23 protein-coding genes are annotated in these 18268 nt (G+C 58.5%); 6 read left to right on the forward strand and 17 right to left on the reverse strand.

The features are described from left to right. Positions 1-80: 80 nt before the first annotated feature. The 4 genes from E5K03_RS07655 to E5K03_RS07670 form a co-directional block, all read right to left on the reverse strand. Positions 81-443: a DUF7344 domain-containing protein gene (locus tag E5K03_RS07655; RefSeq protein WP_138006085.1), complete on the reverse strand. Its 363-nt coding sequence runs from the start codon at positions 441-443 to the stop codon at positions 81-83. Positions 444-1192: 749 nt separating this feature from the next. Beyond that, positions 1193-2023, reverse strand: coding sequence for an ABC transporter permease (locus E5K03_RS07660; protein WP_138006087.1), 831 nt, complete (start codon positions 2021-2023; stop codon positions 1193-1195). Then, the gene (locus E5K03_RS07665) at positions 2020-2838 is read right to left on the reverse strand and encodes an ABC transporter ATP-binding protein (RefSeq protein ID WP_138006089.1); all 819 of its coding nucleotides are present in this window, start codon (positions 2836-2838) and stop codon (positions 2020-2022) included. The genes E5K03_RS07660 and E5K03_RS07665 overlap by 4 nt, the downstream gene beginning before the upstream one ends. Further along, positions 2813-4771 carry a NosD domain-containing protein gene (locus E5K03_RS07670; RefSeq protein ID WP_138006091.1) on the reverse strand — a complete coding sequence of 653 codons (1959 nt, stop codon included), beginning with the start codon at positions 4769-4771 and terminating at the stop codon, positions 2813-2815. Before E5K03_RS07670 ends, E5K03_RS07665 begins: the two co-directional genes overlap by 26 nt. Positions 4772-4948: 177 nt before the next feature. Here E5K03_RS07670 and E5K03_RS07675 point away from each other — a divergent pair, with 177 nt between their 5' ends. Both E5K03_RS07675 and E5K03_RS07680 read left to right on the forward strand, forming a co-directional pair. Continuing rightward, on the forward strand, positions 4949-5206 hold the full coding sequence (locus E5K03_RS07675; RefSeq protein WP_138006093.1) for a sulfurtransferase TusA family protein: 258 nt from the start codon (positions 4949-4951) through the stop codon (positions 5204-5206). A gap of 4 nt (positions 5207-5210) precedes the next feature. Next, positions 5211-5777: a DsrE/DsrF/DrsH-like family protein gene (locus E5K03_RS07680; protein ID WP_138006095.1), complete on the forward strand. Its 567-nt coding sequence runs from the start codon at positions 5211-5213 to the stop codon at positions 5775-5777. A 26-nt stretch (positions 5778-5803) separates the two neighbouring features. Here E5K03_RS07680 and E5K03_RS07685 read toward each other — a convergent pair whose 3' ends face one another. Next, a complete protein-coding gene (locus E5K03_RS07685) occupies positions 5804-6022 on the reverse strand; it encodes a YgaP family membrane protein (RefSeq protein WP_138006097.1) in 219 nt (72 codons plus the stop codon). A gap of 227 nt (positions 6023-6249) precedes the next feature. On the opposite strand from E5K03_RS07685, the gene E5K03_RS17170 reads away from it, so the two are divergent. Then, complete coding sequence (locus tag E5K03_RS17170) at positions 6250-6393, forward strand: hypothetical protein (RefSeq protein WP_171006633.1); 144 nt, start codon at positions 6250-6252, stop codon at positions 6391-6393. A gap of 61 nt (positions 6394-6454) precedes the next feature. On the opposite strand, the gene E5K03_RS17895 is transcribed toward E5K03_RS17170, so the two are convergent. The 10 genes from E5K03_RS17895 to E5K03_RS07735 form a co-directional block, all read right to left on the reverse strand. Next, positions 6455-6640 (reverse strand): ferritin-like domain-containing protein, encoded by a 186-nt coding sequence (locus E5K03_RS17895; RefSeq protein WP_394343971.1) that lies wholly within the window; start codon positions 6638-6640, stop codon positions 6455-6457. Positions 6641-6953: 313 nt separating this feature from the next. Next, the gene (locus E5K03_RS07695) at positions 6954-7223 is read right to left on the reverse strand and encodes a hypothetical protein (RefSeq protein WP_138006102.1); all 270 of its coding nucleotides are present in this window, start codon (positions 7221-7223) and stop codon (positions 6954-6956) included. After that, positions 7220-7663 carry a hypothetical protein gene (locus E5K03_RS07700; protein WP_138006105.1) on the reverse strand — a complete coding sequence of 148 codons (444 nt, stop codon included), beginning with the start codon at positions 7661-7663 and terminating at the stop codon, positions 7220-7222. The genes E5K03_RS07695 and E5K03_RS07700 overlap by 4 nt, the downstream gene beginning before the upstream one ends. 1 nt (position 7664) lies before the next feature. Then, positions 7665-9449 carry a ferrous iron transporter B gene (locus E5K03_RS07705; protein ID WP_138006107.1) on the reverse strand — a complete coding sequence of 595 codons (1785 nt, stop codon included), beginning with the start codon at positions 9447-9449 and terminating at the stop codon, positions 7665-7667. Continuing rightward, on the reverse strand, positions 9446-9766 hold the full coding sequence (locus E5K03_RS17900) for a FeoA family protein (RefSeq protein ID WP_138006111.1): 321 nt from the start codon (positions 9764-9766) through the stop codon (positions 9446-9448). Before E5K03_RS17900 ends, E5K03_RS07705 begins: the two co-directional genes overlap by 4 nt. A gap of 418 nt (positions 9767-10184) precedes the next feature. Next, positions 10185-10745: a molecular chaperone TorD family protein gene (locus tag E5K03_RS07715; RefSeq protein WP_171006634.1), complete on the reverse strand. Its 561-nt coding sequence runs from the start codon at positions 10743-10745 to the stop codon at positions 10185-10187. Between the two features lie 58 nt (positions 10746-10803). Continuing rightward, complete coding sequence (gene nrfD, locus E5K03_RS07720; protein ID WP_138006117.1) at positions 10804-11841, reverse strand: NrfD/PsrC family molybdoenzyme membrane anchor subunit; 1038 nt, start codon at positions 11839-11841, stop codon at positions 10804-10806. Between the two features lie 6 nt (positions 11842-11847). Beyond that, on the reverse strand, positions 11848-12450 hold the full coding sequence (locus E5K03_RS07725; RefSeq protein ID WP_138006118.1) for a 4Fe-4S dicluster domain-containing protein: 603 nt from the start codon (positions 12448-12450) through the stop codon (positions 11848-11850). A gap of 1 nt (position 12451) precedes the next feature. Next, a complete protein-coding gene (locus tag E5K03_RS07730) occupies positions 12452-14791 on the reverse strand; it encodes a molybdopterin-containing oxidoreductase family protein (protein ID WP_138006121.1) in 2340 nt (779 codons plus the stop codon). After that, positions 14784-15044 carry a 4Fe-4S ferredoxin N-terminal domain-containing protein gene (locus E5K03_RS07735; protein ID WP_138006124.1) on the reverse strand — a complete coding sequence of 87 codons (261 nt, stop codon included), beginning with the start codon at positions 15042-15044 and terminating at the stop codon, positions 14784-14786. The genes E5K03_RS07730 and E5K03_RS07735 overlap by 8 nt, the downstream gene beginning before the upstream one ends. A gap of 319 nt (positions 15045-15363) precedes the next feature. Between E5K03_RS07735 and E5K03_RS07740 the strand changes: the two genes are divergently transcribed. Genes E5K03_RS07740 through tsaA form a run of 3 tightly spaced genes read left to right on the forward strand, consistent with a single transcriptional unit; the run spans position 15364 to position 17332 of the window. Next, complete coding sequence (locus E5K03_RS07740; RefSeq protein WP_171006635.1) at positions 15364-15750, forward strand: hypothetical protein; 387 nt, start codon at positions 15364-15366, stop codon at positions 15748-15750. A 32-nt stretch (positions 15751-15782) separates the two neighbouring features. Next, positions 15783-16844: an Mrp/NBP35 family ATP-binding protein gene (locus E5K03_RS07745; RefSeq protein ID WP_138006176.1), complete on the forward strand. Its 1062-nt coding sequence runs from the start codon at positions 15783-15785 to the stop codon at positions 16842-16844. Then, positions 16841-17332, forward strand: a complete 492-nt coding sequence (tsaA, locus tag E5K03_RS07750; protein ID WP_138006129.1) for a tRNA (N6-threonylcarbamoyladenosine(37)-N6)-methyltransferase TrmO — start codon at positions 16841-16843, stop codon at positions 17330-17332. The genes E5K03_RS07745 and tsaA overlap by 4 nt, the downstream gene beginning before the upstream one ends. A 3-nt stretch (positions 17333-17335) precedes the next feature. On the opposite strand, the gene E5K03_RS07755 is transcribed toward tsaA, so the two are convergent. Both E5K03_RS07755 and E5K03_RS17390 read right to left on the reverse strand, forming a co-directional pair. Then, positions 17336-17806 (reverse strand): metal-dependent transcriptional regulator, encoded by a 471-nt coding sequence (locus tag E5K03_RS07755; RefSeq protein WP_138006130.1) that lies wholly within the window; start codon positions 17804-17806, stop codon positions 17336-17338. 15 nt (positions 17807-17821) lie between these two features. Next, positions 17822-18265 (reverse strand): hypothetical protein, encoded by a 444-nt coding sequence (locus E5K03_RS17390; RefSeq protein ID WP_205742974.1) that lies wholly within the window; start codon positions 18263-18265, stop codon positions 17822-17824. Between the last annotated feature and the right edge of the window lie 3 nt (positions 18266-18268).

The raw sequence follows: 18268 nt of genomic DNA on the forward strand, positions 1-18268 counted from the left end.
ATCCGTTATTTCTTTAGCAGAACGCGGTATTCCTGATTGAGTTCTGAGAGGAGTCTCTGTGTAGCTTCCACGATCACACTTCATTTGGATAGATCGTCTCTGATTGCCAAATCCAGATATGGGCGGACGGAATCGATAGCGTCCAATCCAGTCACCGTCTCTTGTTCAATCTTGTATTCGATTACTCCTGCCTCGGTCAACTTCGGCAAATGAATGTGATAGAGGCTGGTCAGAATGCGTTCATAGTGATCGCGGGAGACGCTATCCTCCCAAAGGGCTAACTGTTCGGCGAGTGCACCAAGTGGCACGCTGCCTGCGTGTCCGGCAAGAAAGTGCAATATGTTCCGACGTCGATTGTGGGCTAACAAAGGGAAAATGTCAGTTGCTGTGAGGTTAGTAGTTGAACTATCGGGTGTGGGTTTGGATGGCGTCTTAGTGGTCATTATCTCCTTTCCTACTCGAATTATACTCGTCGTTTAACACGGTCAGCAGACCCTGCGTCAGTATAATTCAGTCGTTACTCTGATATCAGGTGTAAAAACTGTATCTTAAAAATACATGAATATTCCATGTCTGAGACATTATTCTTTGATGAGAGTTGGTTGATAGGAAGATTCTTCGTCGGAGTAAGACCTTGTTATGGTGACAGTCCAATCCGGTGCATCGGAGATCGGGACCGTGACATGCCACTCACCCTCGATAGCATGTCCATACGTGTAGGCTTCTAAGAGAAATTGTTCGAGGGATTGCTCAAAGGGAATACCTTGGTCTGTTGGTTGTGAGTCCATGATCGGCTTGGAGGCAGAGCAAGGGTAAAAATAAATCCACACTTCTACCTCTAACGCCCTAAGGAAATGTACAATATAAATAGTCATCGGTCAATAGACCACTCCTTTCTTAATTCTGACAGCGCGAATCGTATATCTATCGAGTCTCTCGCCCTACAATCTGGACAAACTGTCTTGCAAGACACGCGCGTTGTATTCAGTATTTGATCCCGGTCATATTTGAAAGAGTTCAACAAAACGCATCAATTATATCCAGGATAGTTTTACTATCAATGATACTTGCAATACATTTTATTGTCAATGTATGTTAATTTCAACAAAGTCGTATTAGCTAAAATGCCAGACCGTACTTTTTCGCTATTCTACGTATCCGAACAGGATTGACAGCACTGCGATGGATCTGCCTACAATCGCTTATGCGCAACGATCGCTGCAGCCGCCAAAAGCGGCCCGATGATCCACGAAACGAGCCCGATCGCGCTCGCGGCCGGCGAGCCGTAGGCCCCTTCGGTCGGCGCAGCGATCGCGATGACAGTCTCGAGTACGAGCGATCGATACGCGCTGTTCGGCACTGCAGCGAACGACCATGAGAGCGACGACGGTCCGATCCACCCATCTGTAACCCCGGCGAGGATCGCGGCGTCACCGCCGACAACCGCCACAAGGACCGCGCCGATCGCCAGCGCAATCGCCGTGCGGAGCGATCGGGCGATGACCGATCCAAGGAGAACGAGCGACAGCATGGACAGTCCGTACAGCGCCGTCAACACGACGAAGCGGCCGAAAAGCACCGGTGAATCGACGCCTGAATGGGTGGCAAACACCCCGGTGTCTGGCGAGGCGGTGAACGCAATGACTGCGCCGGTCGCGACAAGCGGAAGCCCGAGCATCCCGAGCATCCCAACCGATCGGCCGAGATATACCGCAGTCACGTACACTGGCGCGGGGACATCGTAGGTAGTGAAGACTGCGAGCTCGCCGCGATCGAGATCCGCGACGACACTCCGGTAGCCGATCGCGATCGCGAGCACCGGCACGATCACCTCAAGCGGTAGCAGCAGGTCAACAATTGCGGGCGTGTAGCCGGTCGCTGCGCCACCACCGCCAGCGACGAGCACGAACAAAAACCCGAACAATCCCACGGCAAGGAGTGCGTATATCCGTGTTCGCAGGACGGTCTTGACTTCCCGGGCGGCGATCGCTGTCCCCTGACCCAGCGCACTGTGGGCAGTCATTGCCGCTCACCGTCGGTTGGATCGCCGCGATGGCGCTCGTCATTACCGTCGCCGTGGTCGGCTCGGTCTGCTGTGACGACTGCGTGGTAGGCCTCCCGAAGATCTCCCACTCCATAGCGTGTCGCCAGCGTTTGTGGGGCTGTAAGCTCGGTCACCGTGCCGTCAGAGAGGACCCCGACGCGATCGGCGTGGCGCGAAACCAATGAGAGATTGTGGGAGGTGAGCACCACCGCGGTTCCGGCTGCGGCCAGTTCGTCTGCGACCTCGAAGACGCGATTCGCCATTGTTGGATCGAGTCCGCTTGCGGGCTCGTCGAAAATGACGACTGGTGGGGAGCCGACGATCGACTGTCCGACGCCGAGAAGCCTCGTCATCCCGCCAGACAGCGCCTCGACGGGTCGATTTCGAGCGTCTGTGAGCCTGACTCGATCCAAAATGCGATCGGAATCGACCGCCGTCTCGACAAGTGAAGCATAAAACTCGATCGTCTCTGCGACCGTAAACCCCGGCCGGAACGACGGCCGCTGCGGGAGGTAGCCGATTCGTCGGGCTGTCTGGGGCCCCTCGTACGTGACTGCCCCCGAGGTCGGTGCTTCGAGTTCGAGCAACAACCGAAGCAGCGTCGTTTTGCCCGTCCCGTTTGGTCCGACCAGTGCGGTTACCGCGGCGGCAGGGATCTCGATCGAGACGTCTGAGAGGACTTCGACGCTGCCGTAGCGTTTCTCGATCGACTCCCCAGCCAGAACTGTCGTGGCCGCGTTTCGATCGGGCTGTGCCGCGTTCGCGCACTCAGTCGCTGGGTTCTTCGGTTTCATTGGTGTCGAAATGTGAGCGGTTGTTGTCGATTCCGTCGCCCCGAACCGCCTGGGCGGTCTCGATACGCTGGGGATTGTGTGGCTCGACGGATGGATACGGATCAATAATACTCCCGGATCGCAGCCCTGGGGCCGCTCCCTTGAGTGTTCGCAGTCCCTCATAGACGGGTGACTGGTGGAGTGTTCGCTGGGCGGTCGATCGGTGCAGTTCACCCTGGACGGGGTCGGTCGGCGAGTACGCACGCTCGTAGATGCCCCCGGTCGATGGACCGTACATACCGGTCCAGTAGTTGCTAACGCCGTCGGCCGCCCAGATGCGGAGCGGGCCAGCACCAGCACCCGCGTGGCGATCGTTGTCGACGAAGTCGTTGCGGGCGATGTCGCTCGTGGCGATAACGGAGCCGGTCCGCATGCCGTACTCGTTACCCATGAGGACGTTGTGTTCGTACAGCGAGCCGATCGCACTCGTTGAGATCCCGAGTCTGCTGTCGACAGCAATGTTGTGCGCGATGTAGGAATCCGATCCGCTTGTGCCGATCGCCGTCGATGTGTTGGCAACGACGTTGTTCACGATCGCGTTGCGGGCGGGGTCGGTCATGATCGTTATCCCGCCGTAGTCGTGGTTCGCGAATTCGTTTCCGTGGATGAGCGCGTCGGAGGTGTGCATGAGATGGACACCGTAGCGTCCGTCTGTGAAGGTTGACGATCGGATCACAGTTTCCGGCGATCGATGCAGGTACACGCCATCGCGGCCCGCCAGAAATGTCGAATTCTCGACGACAGTCCGCGGCGATCGCATGAGCATCACACCCATGAAGCTGTCTCGCCACACCGCGGTGCCCGTGACTGAGACGTTTCGCACGACCGTGTCCGGCGCGTCACGGACGAGAATCCCGTTCGAGTCGGTGTGTGGTACTCGGACATCCTGGACGAGTGTCCCGTTGGCTTCGACGATCGCGATCGCGGCGTCACCGTGGCCGTAGCCCAGTTCGATATTCGTGTCCCAGTCGCCCTCGGCGGTCGCGTTCGGGTCACGGGTCGTATCGCCTGCGCCCCGTACGGTGACTCCAACGATGGCTACTTCGTCCGCTGAGACCGCGATTACATCACCCTCCCCGCCGCCGTCGATCGTCGTCTGAGGACCCACGAGTGTCATTGGACGATCGATCTCGATCGATTCCTCGTATGTCCCCGCTGGCAACACTACCGTCGATCCGTTCGGTGCAGCGTCGATTCGCGATTGAATCGAGGCTGTGCTGTTCATGTCATTGCTAACGGCTGCAGGCGGCCGGTCGAGCAATCGTTGAGCCGTCCGCAGTCGCGCGTCCGCGCTGCCTTGCTGCGTCTCGACGCGATCACGGACGAGTGACGCGTCGTCGATCGACACGGGCCGATCACGGAGGGCCGTCCAATCGAGCACCTGGCCGCCGTGCCGATCAGCAAAAGTCGTTGCCGCCGCTCGATCGCTGAACGGGACCACGATCGGCCCGTTTGGGGCTCGCGCGTCGCTATCAACGACATAGTATGCCTCTCCGGCGGGCACCCATACTGTTGATCGGTCGGTCTGGATCGTTCCGTTGTCATCGAGTTCGATCCCAGTCCCTGCGTAGTCGGTCACGTACGTCGCGATTGGATAGCCAAACTGCTGTTGTCTGGTTGGATCAGCAAGTGCCGCGGCGGCCCGCTCTAGTCCGTAGTAGCCGACGACGTACTGATACTGCGAGTAGAACACTTGTGCGCGTGGCACTGCGGCCTCGCTGTCGATCTCTCGGTGGACCTCAGAGGCAAAGCCGATCGATCGCGTTTCGGAAAACTCGACCGGCTCCGGCGCACTGCCCCCGAGATCGACCGCGAACAGGCCCACGGCGACCGCAAAGAGCACGGCCACAATGACGAGTACAGCCGATCGCTTGCTCACGGGCACGCTGTCCATACTGGTGGTTTTAGCCGACCGAAGTTATGACGTGTGGTACACGATTCGAAGCCGTTCGACCAGCGTCGATTTATGCTACAACAGATCATTCGAGGCGTCTACACGTGTTTTTTATCGTCTGTTTAGAACAACAGGTTTATTAGAGACAACTGTGTATTGTACAATACACCCAATAACATGAAGGGAGAGTACCAAATCACCGAGACGTTGGACGTGAAAGGCCTCAGCTGCCCGATGCCGATCGTGAAGACCAAACAGGCGATCGACCCCCTCGATGCGGGGTCGGTGCTTGAGGTCGTTTCGACCGATTCAGGCAGTATGAGCGATATCAAAGGCTGGGCCGACGGGACGGGCGGCGTCGAACTGCTTGAACAGTCTGAGGGCACCGAGGGCGGCGACGCTGTGTACAAACACTACGTCAAAAAGATCGAATGAACAGATGAGCACGGATACGCCCACAGCCGACGGCACCGACGCTGCGCTCACGGCGCGCATCGAGGCGCTCGAATCCGAGATTGCGGATCTGAAGGCGGATGCAGGCGACGAGCAAAAACAGATGACGATCGTCGCGACGAAGGGATCGTTCGACATGGCGTACCCGCCGTTGATCCTTGCGAGTACGGCGGCGGCGTTCGGCTGGGATGTCGTCGTCTTCCACACCTTCTGGGGGCTCGACATTCTCCACGAGGAGAAGTCGAAGAACCTCAAGCTGAGCGCGGTCGGCAACCCGAGCATGCCGATGCCCAACGCCCTTGCGGCGCTGCCAGGGATGGACTCGCTTGCCACCCGAATGATGGAAAAACGGATCGAAGAAAACGGCACAGCGACGATCGAAGAGCTCATCGACCTCTCACTCGAAACTGGTGTCGATCTCCAGGCGTGTCAGATGACGATCGAGCTCATGGACTACGACGAGGAGGACTTCTACGACGGCGTCACCACGGGTGTCGGCGCGGCGACCGCGCTAAACCACATGGCTGACTCTGACGTGCAGCTGCTCATCTAACCTCGAAAAACGTAAAAACAGTAAAATTATTTTCGTTCGCAGGTATTCACGCCGATAAGCGAGTACGCCCCACAGGTTCGGGTTGTGGCGGTAACAAACAGCACCACGGAGACAATTCCCAACACTGCGGCCGCAAGACTGCTCGTTGAGATAATTCCGCCAAGGATGGCCAGCGACGCACCGCCGGCGATCGCTCCGAGTGCGATGCGAGCCGTTCGATCGAGTTCACCAACGTTTTGTTCCATATCTTTGTCTTGGGTAGGTAGTCCAATAGAGTTGTCGACTATTTTGACAATGTTGTCCCAAATATCTCTTAATAAATAATACGCGTTCTGTGTTCTTGGGAATATTGAGCACTATTATATGATGTAGTTTCATTAGTGTGAATGTATGTTTAATTGATATTTTATTATATTTGTCGACGTGAACTTCCCGATCAAAGTCATATAAGTCATTTACCCTGACAACATTTGTGAGCTATTATGCTTTCATCCGCAAGGAGATGAATGATGTGATGAGCATCTTCTTCGATTTCAGTAAGGAGTTCTTGTTGGAGATGTGCAGTCCCTGTGTCGTCGGATTGCTGGGCAATACGAGCATCTTCATCTACCGCTGAGAGCAACATTTGGTAGGCGTTCGCGTCAGGCTCAAGCGATGACTGACTGTGGTATACTGTTTCAGCCCAAAAGTGACCAAACTATGTACGGTAGCATTCCCAGTCCTGCGACAGGAACTCCGCCTATTGCAGTAGTGCGCTCAATAAGCGCGTCGACTTGGTTTATTTCTGTATAATAAGTGCTACCGAGGAATCTGTGGATGTTGACGGACTGCGGCTCAACCATGTTCCAGTGGTGCTTCTGTATCTCTTAGTTAAGTACTCGCATGGTGGCAACCAATTCATCTGACACAGTCCGTTCTCGCTGTCGGACAGGTGCACTGAAGATTGTGTTACACAGCAGTTATTCGTATTCTCATCATGAAGACTTGGTCTCATGTGAAGCAGAACTTGGTTGGGTAACTACTGATAGGGATTATCGTAGCCATCCGGAGACTTCGACCCCACTCTTTTGACCCCGTGTCTCGATCTCTTAGCAGAAAATTATGACTTTCTACGATAATCCCTATGAAAACGGCAGGATTTTTTTAGAATATTGACTCCTCCGAGGGAGAATAACCTCAGCGATTTGCTGTCGAAGAATCGATAAGTTCCCAACCGTTGGCCGAGACGATGTACTGGACGGGGCTGTCCATCGGCCCGCAAGCGTCGGCCATCGGGCAGGCCGCACACGCGCTGTCTTCACAGTCGACTCGATGGACGTGGTTCCGGCGGCGCATCGTTTCGAGCATCCCGCGTATGGCATCTTCGCGCCTGTCGAGTTCTACGGCGATGCGCTCAGGACTGGTCCCCTCGGCCAGCAATCTGAGAACTGATAGGTAGGTACTCATTGCTCGTTCTCCTGTGACCAGTAGGCTAGTGCTGACAGCGCAAACGGTGCGGCGACGACTGAGGGCGAGAATGGCGGCCCCAACACGGCCAATATCTCACCGCTGCTGGCGAGCCACTGTTCGGACCCACCTGGAATTGTTTCTAGTAATCTCGCAAGCAGGTCAGTACCAGCGACAATCCAAAGCATAAGACTTCCCAAAAACACGGTCCCCTGAGCGTTCCGTCGGTCGAGTCCTTCGACCACCCCCTGAAGATAGAATGCGCTCGCCGATAACAGGATGACCCCACGCCACAGCAAGAATGTCCCTGAGATTGTCAGCACTCCCAGTGTCGATATTGGGTTAGGGAGCGCCAATCCGAGGCCGCGGACAACCGCGAGCAGTCCCATGAGGCCGACTGCCACTCCAAGTACGCCAAAGTATACCTCATCGACGCGCATGTTAGGCCACCCCCAGAATAATTCCAATCACCCGAAGCAGCCCGCCCCATATAAACAGCGCAGCCACGAGCGTAGCAAGCGCACCGCCGACCGCTCGAATAATGCCACCGCTCGTCCGGCCTTCTTTGATCAGCATTGCAAACGTCGCCACACACGGAAAGTAGATGCTTACCATCACGACAGACATCACCGTCTGGAAGGGGCTCATCGAGACGGCACTCAACTGAGCGATGGCGAGATCTTTGCGCATGAACCCCGCGATCAACGCCGGCACTGTTTCTTCGGGAACGCCGAACCAGCCTGACAACACTGGCTGGAAGACGGTGGCCAGCCAGTCGACAGCCCCGCCGAGATACAGTAAGTTGACAATACCGACACCAGCAAGGACGAACGGAACCGCAGACATCATGAAACCACGGATCCGAACTGAGAGCTTCATGATCACGTTAGCCAACCGTGGTCGTCGCAGTGGCGGGATATCGACGGCAACCTCTGGTGCGGAACCCGGGACGATTCGATTGAGGACCGCTCCAAATACAAAAAATCCAACGAGCAGATACAACAAGATATAGCCCGCATACTGGGGGATGAGCGATAGCATGACCCCTAACTGGGCCCCGCAAGGAATGAACACCGAGAGCAGTGTCATCGTCAGGAAGCGCTGTTTGTTAGTTTCGAGTGTTCGCGTGGCGGCGACGCCCGGGACGTTACAGCCGAACGACAGCACCATCGGGACGATAGCGTAGCCATGGAGGCCGATCCGGTGGAAAGCGGCGTCTAGCAACACCGCCAGCCGAGCTATGTATCCAGAGTCCTCTAGTAGTGCAAGGACGAGATACAGCGCGAGAATAGCCGGCAGGACAACGCCAACCGCGACAAACAGCCCGCTCGTAAGCACGCCGAAGGCCTCGAAACTATTGACCGCTGTCGGATCGCCGACCAGCAGGAAGTAGAGCCAGCTACCTTCGGCCGGGAACGCCGACTGAATCCACGGTAGCCAGTGATCGTCGAACAGTGGGACAAAGTAGCCATCAGTGAAAAAGCCCGCCACCGAACTAAAAAATGCCCACACACCGTAGAGGACGGCGATAGCGAATGGAAGACCTGTCTTTGGGGCGATCGTCAGTTGGCCGAGTTGATCCGACAACGAAGGATCAGTCTCCTGGTATGTCACCACTGACTCGACGATTGTATCGACGATGTCCCAGCGGGCGGCGGGCTCGTCACCGGTGATAATACTGTCGTCGTGGACCTTGCTTGGTAGGCGGTCAGTGATCGACGCCAGTGATGACGAGTTCGCCCGATCGAGAATCGACCGGAGGTCGTCGACACCATCTCCTTCAGTTGCCACTGTTTGGACAACCGGAACACCGAGTCGATCGGCCAACATATCGGCATCGATGTCAACGCCTTTTCGACGAGCCTCGTCCCACATGTTCAGTGCGATTACCACCTCGTAACCACGGTCGAGAATTTCGAGGACGAGGTTCAGTCCGCGTTCGATCCGAGTCGCATCGATGACACAGACAACAGTAGGATTAACCTCCGATTCGAGGAACCCGATCGCGACCGACTCGGCCCGGTCTTTTGGCTCTAGAGAAAAGGTCCCCGGCACGTCAATGATCGGAACGGGTTCGTTATTAAGTCTGAGTTGGCTTTTGGTGTACTCAACAGTCGTTCCTGGGTAGTTTGATTCAGCGATACTCGCACCGGCGAGTCGGTTGAACAACGCACTTTTACCAACGTTGGGGTGACCCATCAACAGCACGGACGCCGATTGGCTCATTGCTCAGTGGTAACTTCCAATTGGCGGGCGTGCGAGCGACTCAGTGAAACGGTCGATCGGCCGACTGAGACAACTACCGGACCATCAAATGGGTGTTTCGTACAGACCGTGATCCGCTTTCCTGGTCGGACCCCCATCGAGTGGAGATTCGGGCGACCGCACTCAACACATTCGATTGTCCCTGTCTCACCACACTCCAAGTCGCTGAGTCGCTTGCACTGCCTGCGGTTACCCTTACGTCTACACCCTCGTCGACAGCTCACTCCGTTGGCCCCAACTGAGGACTGACTCTCCGCTTTGGATTTGTTGTCGCTCATTTAGGCTCACCTAATTCTGTGATATCTAAGATTTGGATGTATCCCCACCTAATAATTTGGTCCATTACCAGAATTTGAGAATCACTGGTCTGCATATCACTAATATTTGTCATGTATTCATTATGTAAATAAATCGATGACTGTTGCTTATGGGTTGAGCTGTGGGTCAAAGTAGCGAGGCGTTCGAAAAGGCCGAAAGTAGCTCGTGGTCGTTCCATATTCTTACAAGAAGGCAATCCAATAACGATTATTATGATGGCAATTTAACCGAACAGAGAGTTGGTTTTGATTCAAATATGATTACTATTCGTCACTTCTTGTCCATTTCAGCCGCCGGGCCGCCGAGGCCGACCCCCTGAACGACTACGCCGTCAAGGTCGACCAGACGAGTGAGGAATGGCCGGTAGCCAGTAACCGATCACAGAAGATCGTCGGCAGCGGCGGTCGTCAGTCGGTCGAGCGTCTGGACAGCCCAGTGGTAGAACGGGGCGTCGGCGGTCTCCTCAACCCGATTACGGAACGCCGGAATCCAGTCGAAGTGGGCCGTATGGAAGGCGGCATACTCCTCGCGGTTGCCCGCCTCCAGTAGCAGGCTGGCGTACTCCAACAGCAGCGAGACGTGATCAGCCGGGTAGGCCGCTGGAACCTCGGCGTCGAGGGCGTCGTACCGCTGCTGCATGTCGCTGGCGGGCGGCCCCGAGAGGATGCCCCGTTTCTCGCCGTCCCACCACGCCTCGTAGGCGGACTCCGCGGGTGGAGCGTACTCGCCGTCGAATGCCTCGAACGTCCGGAGATACGCCTCCCGTGGCGGCTCCTCGAAGGCCGGCGGCGACTCAATGCCGTCGACGCCGAGGTTGGCGGCGCACTCCTGGATCGTCGCCGCGAGTGTGCCGTCGTCGACGGCCTCAAAGAAGGCGTCGTCGGGGTGTTGGAAACACGATGCGAGCACCGCATAGCAGTCGGCGTAAGTATCGTTCATCGGTGAAACCGTATGGTAGCTGTGAGCGTTTCTGCGACACATAAACTGTGTGGTTGGGCTACGTGACGATGATCGGCTGCTGAACCGCGGTGAAGATCAACAGGAGCCGCAGCAGGAACGAGCCGGTGATCACCAGCCCGAACTTCGCGGTCGTCACGCGCTTGCTCGCCAGCGCGCTCTCGCTCCCGAGGAGCTGCTGGGCTGCCGAGATCACAAGCGGGAGCAACAGCCCCGCGCTGATCATCCCGACCAACAGCAGCAGGCCGGTCCCGCTGGTGAGCCCATCAAGCGTGCGGGCTGCACCATAGCCGCCGGTCGTGAGCGTGTACAGCAGCGCCGCCAGCACCAGCGCTTCGGCGACGATCACGGCGTCGTCAAGCAGGCCGAATCGGTGGACGAGGTGGCTATCGAGATCGTTCTGCCAGTAGGTGACCGCGACCACCATGGCGATCCCAGCCGAAAAGCCACTGGCGACGAACAACGGCGGAAGCAGGGTTTCGTTCCACAGCGGCACCATCCAGCTAACCGCGCTCAACAGTAGGGCGGTGTAGACCACCAGCATGACCGCCAGCGCGACGCCGCCGACCTGCACCAATCGCCGGAGCAACCCAGTCGGTCGGGTGCGATCCGCCCCCCAGTCAAGAAGATCGATCCCCCAGTCGACCAGAAGGTTGTTGCCTAGCCGATCGACGACGTGCCGCGGCAGACCGCTGGGGTCCTCGGCGGCCTCGGCTCCGAAGGTCGCCCAGATCATCCGCGCCATGACGACGAGGCTGAAGGTGACGACCACCCAGGTGCCGATAGCCATCCAGGACGTCCAGTTGGTGAACTTCACCGGGAACATGAACGCCCGGAGAAACGGCCCCGAGAGGTGTGCCAGCAGCGTCCAGGAGCCGACAACGATCGTTCCGAACGAGAGCGTCCACCCCCAGCGGGTGATAAAGTCGTAGCCCTCGTGGTCGCTGCGCTCACCGAACCACTCGGCGATCGATGCGACGAGGAACGCGCCCCCGGAGATCCCCCCGAGGAAGAGGTAGATGGCCACGAAGACGTCCCAGTGGCCGACTCCTCCCCACCAGAGTCCGAATGATGTCATCGTTGATCACGCCTCGTATGGGAACGCGTTGGTGTCCTCTCTGTTCGCCTCAACGATCACGTTGGCTGGCTCCTGTTCGAACTGCTCGACGGCCTTTGTCGAGGCCTTCTCCTTCAGCTCGCTGACCGGTCCAGCCTCGATCGCGCCGCCGACACAGTTGTCGACACACGCGGGTTGGGCACCGCCGTCTTCCTGCTCCTCGCGGGGCGGCATCCCGTAGCCGCCGCCGGGCCCCTCGCCGATACAGAGGTTGCATTTCGACATGATGCCACCGTCGTCGTAAGTCGGCGCGCCGTACGGGCAGGCCCACCCACAGTAGTGACAGCCGATACAACTGTCGCGGTCGACGACCACGATACCGTCTTCTTCGCGTTTCTGGATCGAGTTGCACGGACAGACCTTCTCGCAGGGCGCATCCGAGCAGTGCATACACGACATTGAGATAGGCAGCGAGCTCACGTCGGGGAACTCGCCGGTCGTGACGTTCTTGACCGTTCGCCACTCGTCCTGTTCGGGGTCGCGGCCGTGTCGCTGTTTACAGGACACCGAGCAGGCATGGCAGCCGATACATTTGTCCGAGTCGAAGTAGAATCCCCACTGTTCACCCATTTCACTCACCTCCGGTGACTTCGACGGCGAGATGTCTGTCGGGCTGTCCCGTGATCGGGTCCATCTGGGTGTCGTGGAGTATCATGGTGTTCATCCCCTCGTAGTCCTGCTGGGTCGAGCCCTCGCCGAAGCCGTACTCGCTGGTCACAACACCAGGTTTGATCAGCTCGGTGACGTGGGCCATCAGTTCACCGCTTCCGGTCTTTGACTCAACCGTCACTATATCGCCCATCTCGATGTCGCGCGCTTCGGCGTCGATCGGGTTAATATGGAGGTAGTTTCCGCGGTAGTCTTTCTCCTCTAGGTCGTTCTTGCGGGCGAACTGTTCAAGCAGCCGATCGATCCCCTGGTCACTGCCGTGTGAGAAGAACACTGACCGGATGTCGTAGAACTCCAGTGGGTACTCCTCGCTGAGTTCGTCGCCGTAGGTGCCCGGTGGGTGCCACTCGGGTGCGGTTCCCATCCCGGCCTCCTCGGCAGCCTTGGTAAACGGTCCGACTTGGTCAAGGTCGAATTTGAACGCCGGACCGTCGCTGTCGCGCCACTGCTCGTAGCCGTATTCGCCGACCAGTTCGTAGTTTGCCTCGCCGCTTGACAGTTCCTCGAGGGTGAGATCGACCTTCGACAGCTGGTCGTCGATGAATTCCTCGTGGTCTTCCCATGGGAAGTACTCGCCCCAACCCATCGCCTCGGCAATGCCGGTCAGGATCTCCCAGTCCGGCTTTGTGTTAAACTGCGGTTCGACAGCGGCTTTTCCGCCGACGACCCACTGTTTGTCGCTGTAGGAGCTCCACGAGCCTGTGCCGATCGTGTCCTTTTCGAGTTGAGTCGCGTCCGCGAACACCACGTCGGCGTTGCGGGTGATACCGTTCCAGTAGGCGTCGACGGCGATCACGAGCTCCATCTCGTCGAGGGCTTTGAGCCACGCCTCGGCGTTGCCGTCTTTCAGTGGCATGTCGTGGTGGCAGTACATCCCGTTGATGTGGCCGTTTTCGACCATTTCCGGGACAAGGTTGTGGGCGATCCCCGTGATGTGGCGGGCAGGATTATCGCTGTATTCGTCGTATTTACGAAACGCCGGCGTTTTGCCCTCTGCATTGTTTGGTAGGTCGACGCCGATGGTCGTCTCTGTGGCTTTATCATCTGGCGTCCATTCGCAGACCTCGAAGGGGTCGGCGATCGGCGAAGACTTCCAAAATCTGAGGCCACCGGGGCGGTCAATATTGCCGACCAGCCCGTTGAGCGCGTTGATATTCTGGGTTGTCTTCCAGCTGTTGCCTGTCTGGGCGGTTCCCGCCCAGACCGAGATGCCCGCCTGCGGGGCAGCCTCGGCGAAGCCACGAGCGATATCACGGATCGCATCGGCGTCGAGATCGGTTATCTCAGCAGCCCATTCCGGTGTTCGATCCGCAACAGCCTCCTGATAGGCCTCAAAGCCATAGGTGTGGTTTTCGACGAACTCGGCGTCGTACAACTCCTCTTCAATGATGACGTTGGCCATCGCCAGCGCGAGCGCGCCGTCGGTCCGGGGCTTAATCGGCAGCCACATGTCGGACTTCTCGGCGGTCTCGGTGTACTGCGGGTCGATGGTGACCAGCGTCGCGTTGTTCTCCTCGATGGCTTTCAGTATGCCTTTGGCCTCGAACTGGCCGGCGAAGGACTCCAGCGGGTTGCGGCCCCACATGATGAGGTACTCCGAGTTCTGGTAGTCTGGGATCCGGTTGTTCGAACCGATTCCCATCATGCTGCCAGAGACGAACGTCGCACCCGCACAGACGTGGACGCCACGGCCGATTCGCTCGGGCGTACCGTAGAGGTCACGCCAGATTGTTCGGAAAATCGGCGTCTCAGCCCAACTACCGGCATCGAGGAACGTCTCAGCGCCGTATTCCTCGTCGAACGCTTCGAGTCGCTCGGCGGTGTACTCAAATGCTTCCTCCCACGTGGCCTCTCGGAGTTCGCCGTCGACGCGGATGTAGGGTTGTTTGATTCGCTCTGGGTCGTGGGTCTTGTCGAGTTGGCCCAACCCCTTTGGACACAGCGTCCCCTCAGTTCCGGGGCCTGCGCTCCCCCGTGGATTTCCATCGACACCGGTAATGCCGACGACGGTGCCGTCGTCTGTGACTTTCACCTCTTGGGCACAGTTGTGACAGCACATCCAACAGTTGCCGAACGCAGTATTGGCGTCAGCTACGGGCGTTGCTGTTCGGTCGGTAGTGCCGATGCCAAGCTCTGCCGCCGTGTCGGATACACAGCCGCCGAGTGCAGCCATCGTCGCCGCACCCACACCGGCTTTCAGCAGCGATCGACGTGTCAGGCAGTTCTCTGAGCGGCTACTCATCGCGCATCACCGCCGCCGGGCTGTAGTCATCGCCAAACTCTACGAGAAGTTCCTCTTCGTACTTTTCGTGAAATTCTCGTTCGTCTAATTCGCCGTTAGCGACGCGCATGGCGTCGATACCCATGCGCCGACCGAGCTCTTGATCGTACTCGCTGTCGTCGGGGGCGTCGGCTAGGTCGTCAACGAGTTCGAGCGGATTCAGTCCGGCCTCGTCTCGAATCTGCCTTCCCGATTGATCGGTTGGGTTGCTCATATTTATATGCTCACGCTGTACTCCCGTAGCGGTAACTCTCAACGGATGAAGGTTTTATATACTATACCGTGTTTACCGGGATAGACACAGCCGATCGCGCTCTCCGCAACCATCATATGTTAGTGCGTCTTGACTGCCTGCCGACTGGCTATTCCTCTCAGCACTCGAATTAAAATCGCTTGTGGAACGGTGCGACCGAACACGGCGTGCTGGTTCGTTCAGCGTGATAGCTCGCTTAATTACGAATCATACTTAAAACCTTATCCAGTTGAGCAGTAAGACAATGATCAATGAATACATTGCGTTAATTATGACACCGATGCACTCGACGCCTTACAACTACGAGATCGAGTTCGACGTGATCGGAACCTGTCGACAAGCGTATGAACAGTGGCTGGCTGAAAACAGTATGGAATGGTTCACCCATGAAGCCGTCGCCACATTTGATGTTTGGAAGAACGACAAAGGAATGTCTCCGGAAATGAAGTTTATCTTTGGCTTTGAGTCGCTGGAGGCATGGGCGCAGTTCGTCAACAGTGAATGTCACTTGGCGGCCAAAGACAAGCTCAAACAGGTTGTCACAGAGCTCAACGGAACCCTGTGGGAGCGTGGCAGCATCCGGCTCGACGTAATCGAAGCAGACCAGGAACTGCCAGCCGCGATTGACTGCAATCACTTCGCCGCGAAGACGGAGGAATCGCTGTGAGCCACGCTGTCGAGGGTGCTCTACGCGAGGTCATGGTCCCCGGCCCACCTGCCTCCGCAGGCACCGGGTCGGACACTGATCGTGATGGCACTGACATCGTTTCGCAAGGACTTGTTGGCGAGATTACTGTTGACGACGGAATGGCCCATGTGCCGCTGGCGTTCGGCGCGCCGTACTCACCTGCGGAAACGGAGCTGGCAGTAGCGGTTCGCGAAGCGATAGAGGCGGCTGGTTATGAGCCATCGCTGTCGATCGACATCGACGACGACACCCCGGCGGCAGACCCCAACGCACCGATCGTGATCGCGGTTTCATCCGGAAAAGGTGGGGTTGGAAAGAGTACCATCGCAGTCAACATTGCCGCAGGGATTGCCGACCGCGGCGCGCGGGTGGGGTTGTTTGACACCGATGTGTACGGGCCAAACATCCCCCGGATGCTTGGCGTGCAAGGCGAACCTGTACGGGCCGATCAAAACCAACGGATTGTCCCGGTCGAAGCCCACCAGATGCAGCTAATGAGTGTCGGCTTCCTGGTCGATCAGGACCTCCCGGTTATCTGGCGTGGTTCACTGGTCGATCAGACGCTGACTGAACTGTGGCACGATGTCAATTGGGGACCGCTTGACTATCTTGTCGTTGACTTACCGCCTGGCACGGGCGACGCACAGCTGACGATGCTCCAGCAGATGCCGGTTATGGGCTCGGTCGTAGTGACGACACCGCAGGATGTTGCCCTCGACAACGCCCGCAAGGGTGTCCGGCTGTTTGACGACCACGAGGCCGAAGTGTTCGGTATTGTCGAGAATATGAGTGCATTCGTCTGTCCGAACTGCGGCGAGAACCACGAGGTCTTTCGGGCGGGTGGCGGCAGCAAACTCGCTGAAGAGTTTGCTCTCCCTGTTTTGAGCCGTATTCCACTAGATCCGGCGATTGGAGAGGCCGGTGAGGTTGGCGAACCGATCGTGTTGAGCAGGTCGGGGGTTGGCGAGATATTTGCTGATCTCGCCTGCGACGTGATGGATCAGGTCGGCTGGCGTCGACGCCAGTCCCACGCCGCGAGGGCCGATAAAGCGGCGGCGACCAACGAGGAATGACCAGCGACCGATACTGCTACGAGCCGATTGGCGAGATCCGCACGCCGTTCGGGACGCCCGAGGGGATGCCGATCCAGCCGGCCGGCGAAGAAAGCGCCCGCGGGACGGTCGTCGTCGACCCGGCCTACGCGGCCGGCCTCGCGGACCTCGATGGCTTTTCACACTGCATCCTGCTGTACCACTTCCACGCCGGTGACGGTGATTACTCGCTGCGGCCGACACCGTTTCTCGACGAGGCCGAACGGGGACTGTTTGCCACCCGTGCGCCGAGCCGACCGAATCCGATCGGGCTGTCGGTCGTCGCCGTCGAATCGGTCGACGGCCGCGAACTCGCCGTCAGCGGGATCGACGTGGTCGACGGCACGCCGCTGGTGGACATCAAGCCGTTCGTCCCGCAGTTCGACGTGCCCGCCGACACGGCCGCCGGCTGGGTCGACGAGACCGACGCGGGCGTCGCGTCGACGACGGCCGACGACCGGTTCCGCTGAGACTCAGGTGTCGGTCGATCTGAGCTGGTCACAGTCGGCCGGTGCGGTCGCCTCACACCGGGACGTACACGGGAGTGTGGCACAGTCGCCGAGGCTGTCGATCTGGGCCGCATCGAGTTCGGTCGCGATACGGGCGGCCTGTTCGGCCAGCAGGTCGATCCCAAGTCGGTCCGCGAAACACTGCTCGACGGCACACCGCTGCCACAGGAGTCGACGGGCGAGGCGGTCGCCGCGGGCGGTCAACGTGACGCCGTGGTACCGTTCGTGGGTGAGCAGCCCCTCGTCGGCCAGCGTCTTGCTCATGCCGGTGACGCTCGCGCCGCTCACGCCGAGGAGGTCGGTGAGTTCGCGGTTGGTCACCGGTGGGCCGGCCCGCAGGCTCCGGTAGAGGACGCCGCAGAGATACCGCCCTTCGGCGGGCGTCAACTCGTCTTTGGGGGGCAGTTCGGCGGCCGAGTGGTCGCTGTGACACATCGCCTTCTCCCCCGATCAGTCGCCACCGTTGTCGGTGGTCCAGTAGACGACCGTCCGGCCGGTCTTCCGGCGGCGCAACGGCCCCTCGCTAACGAGGTCGTTGAGGTGCTGGCGGGCCGACTCCGTCGAGATCCCCAGTACGTCGCCGACGTCGGTGCTGGTCACGATCGGCCCGTCGACGGCTCCGAAGACCCCGAGGACGTCCTCGCCGGTGATCGAATCGGCAAAGCGGCCGCAGCCATCCCGCTTGCGCTCGCGACGCCGCCGCCGGTCGCCATCACAGTCGCCCGATCCGGACCGGCCATTTCCATCGTGGTTGCCCCGTCCATGCGGGCTATCACCATCGTGGTTGTCTCGACGGTGTGGACCCTCGCCATCGCGTCTGCCCCGACCGCGTGGGCCCTCGCCGCGACCCGGTTCGTTTGCCGCCTCGCCGTCGCCGTTGCTGTTCGGTGCCATGGC

The organism is Halalkalirubrum salinum (assembly GCF_005543295.1).
GTDB lineage: Archaea > Halobacteriota > Halobacteria > Halobacteriales > Haloferacaceae > Halalkalirubrum > Halalkalirubrum salinum.

Coding starts and splice junctions, on each gene's coding strand:
- E5K03_RS07655 (WP_138006085.1), bottom strand. CDS start 443: ATGACCACTAAGACGCCATCCAAACCCACACCCGATAGTTCAACTACT.
- E5K03_RS07660 (WP_138006087.1), bottom strand. CDS start 2,023: ATGACTGCCCACAGTGCGCTGGGTCAGGGGACAGCGATCGCCGCCCGG.
- E5K03_RS07665 (WP_138006089.1), bottom strand. CDS start 2,838: ATGAAACCGAAGAACCCAGCGACTGAGTGCGCGAACGCGGCACAGCCC.
- E5K03_RS07670 (WP_138006091.1), bottom strand. CDS start 4,771: ATGGACAGCGTGCCCGTGAGCAAGCGATCGGCTGTACTCGTCATTGTG.
- E5K03_RS07675 (WP_138006093.1), top strand. CDS start 4,949: ATGAAGGGAGAGTACCAAATCACCGAGACGTTGGACGTGAAAGGCCTC.
- E5K03_RS07680 (WP_138006095.1), top strand. CDS start 5,211: ATGAGCACGGATACGCCCACAGCCGACGGCACCGACGCTGCGCTCACG.
- E5K03_RS07685 (WP_138006097.1), bottom strand. CDS start 6,022: ATGGAACAAAACGTTGGTGAACTCGATCGAACGGCTCGCATCGCACTC.
- E5K03_RS07695 (WP_138006102.1), bottom strand. CDS start 7,223: ATGAGTACCTACCTATCAGTTCTCAGATTGCTGGCCGAGGGGACCAGT.
- E5K03_RS07700 (WP_138006105.1), bottom strand. CDS start 7,663: ATGCGCGTCGATGAGGTATACTTTGGCGTACTTGGAGTGGCAGTCGGC.
- E5K03_RS07705 (WP_138006107.1), bottom strand. CDS start 9,449: ATGAGCCAATCGGCGTCCGTGCTGTTGATGGGTCACCCCAACGTTGGT.
- E5K03_RS17900 (WP_138006111.1), bottom strand. CDS start 9,766: ATGAGCGACAACAAATCCAAAGCGGAGAGTCAGTCCTCAGTTGGGGCC.
- E5K03_RS07715 (WP_171006634.1), bottom strand. CDS start 10,745: ATGAACGATACTTACGCCGACTGCTATGCGGTGCTCGCATCGTGTTTC.
- nrfD (WP_138006117.1), bottom strand. CDS start 11,841: ATGACATCATTCGGACTCTGGTGGGGAGGAGTCGGCCACTGGGACGTC.
- E5K03_RS07725 (WP_138006118.1), bottom strand. CDS start 12,450: ATGGGTGAACAGTGGGGATTCTACTTCGACTCGGACAAATGTATCGGC.
- E5K03_RS07730 (WP_138006121.1), bottom strand. CDS start 14,791: ATGAGTAGCCGCTCAGAGAACTGCCTGACACGTCGATCGCTGCTGAAA.
- E5K03_RS07735 (WP_138006124.1), bottom strand. CDS start 15,044: ATGAGCAACCCAACCGATCAATCGGGAAGGCAGATTCGAGACGAGGCC.
- E5K03_RS07740 (WP_171006635.1), top strand. CDS start 15,364: ATGCACTCGACGCCTTACAACTACGAGATCGAGTTCGACGTGATCGGA.
- E5K03_RS07745 (WP_138006176.1), top strand. CDS start 15,783: ATGGTCCCCGGCCCACCTGCCTCCGCAGGCACCGGGTCGGACACTGAT.
- tsaA (WP_138006129.1), top strand. CDS start 16,841: ATGACCAGCGACCGATACTGCTACGAGCCGATTGGCGAGATCCGCACG.
- E5K03_RS07755 (WP_138006130.1), bottom strand. CDS start 17,806: ATGTGTCACAGCGACCACTCGGCCGCCGAACTGCCCCCCAAAGACGAG.
- E5K03_RS17390 (WP_205742974.1), bottom strand. CDS start 18,265: ATGGCACCGAACAGCAACGGCGACGGCGAGGCGGCAAACGAACCGGGT.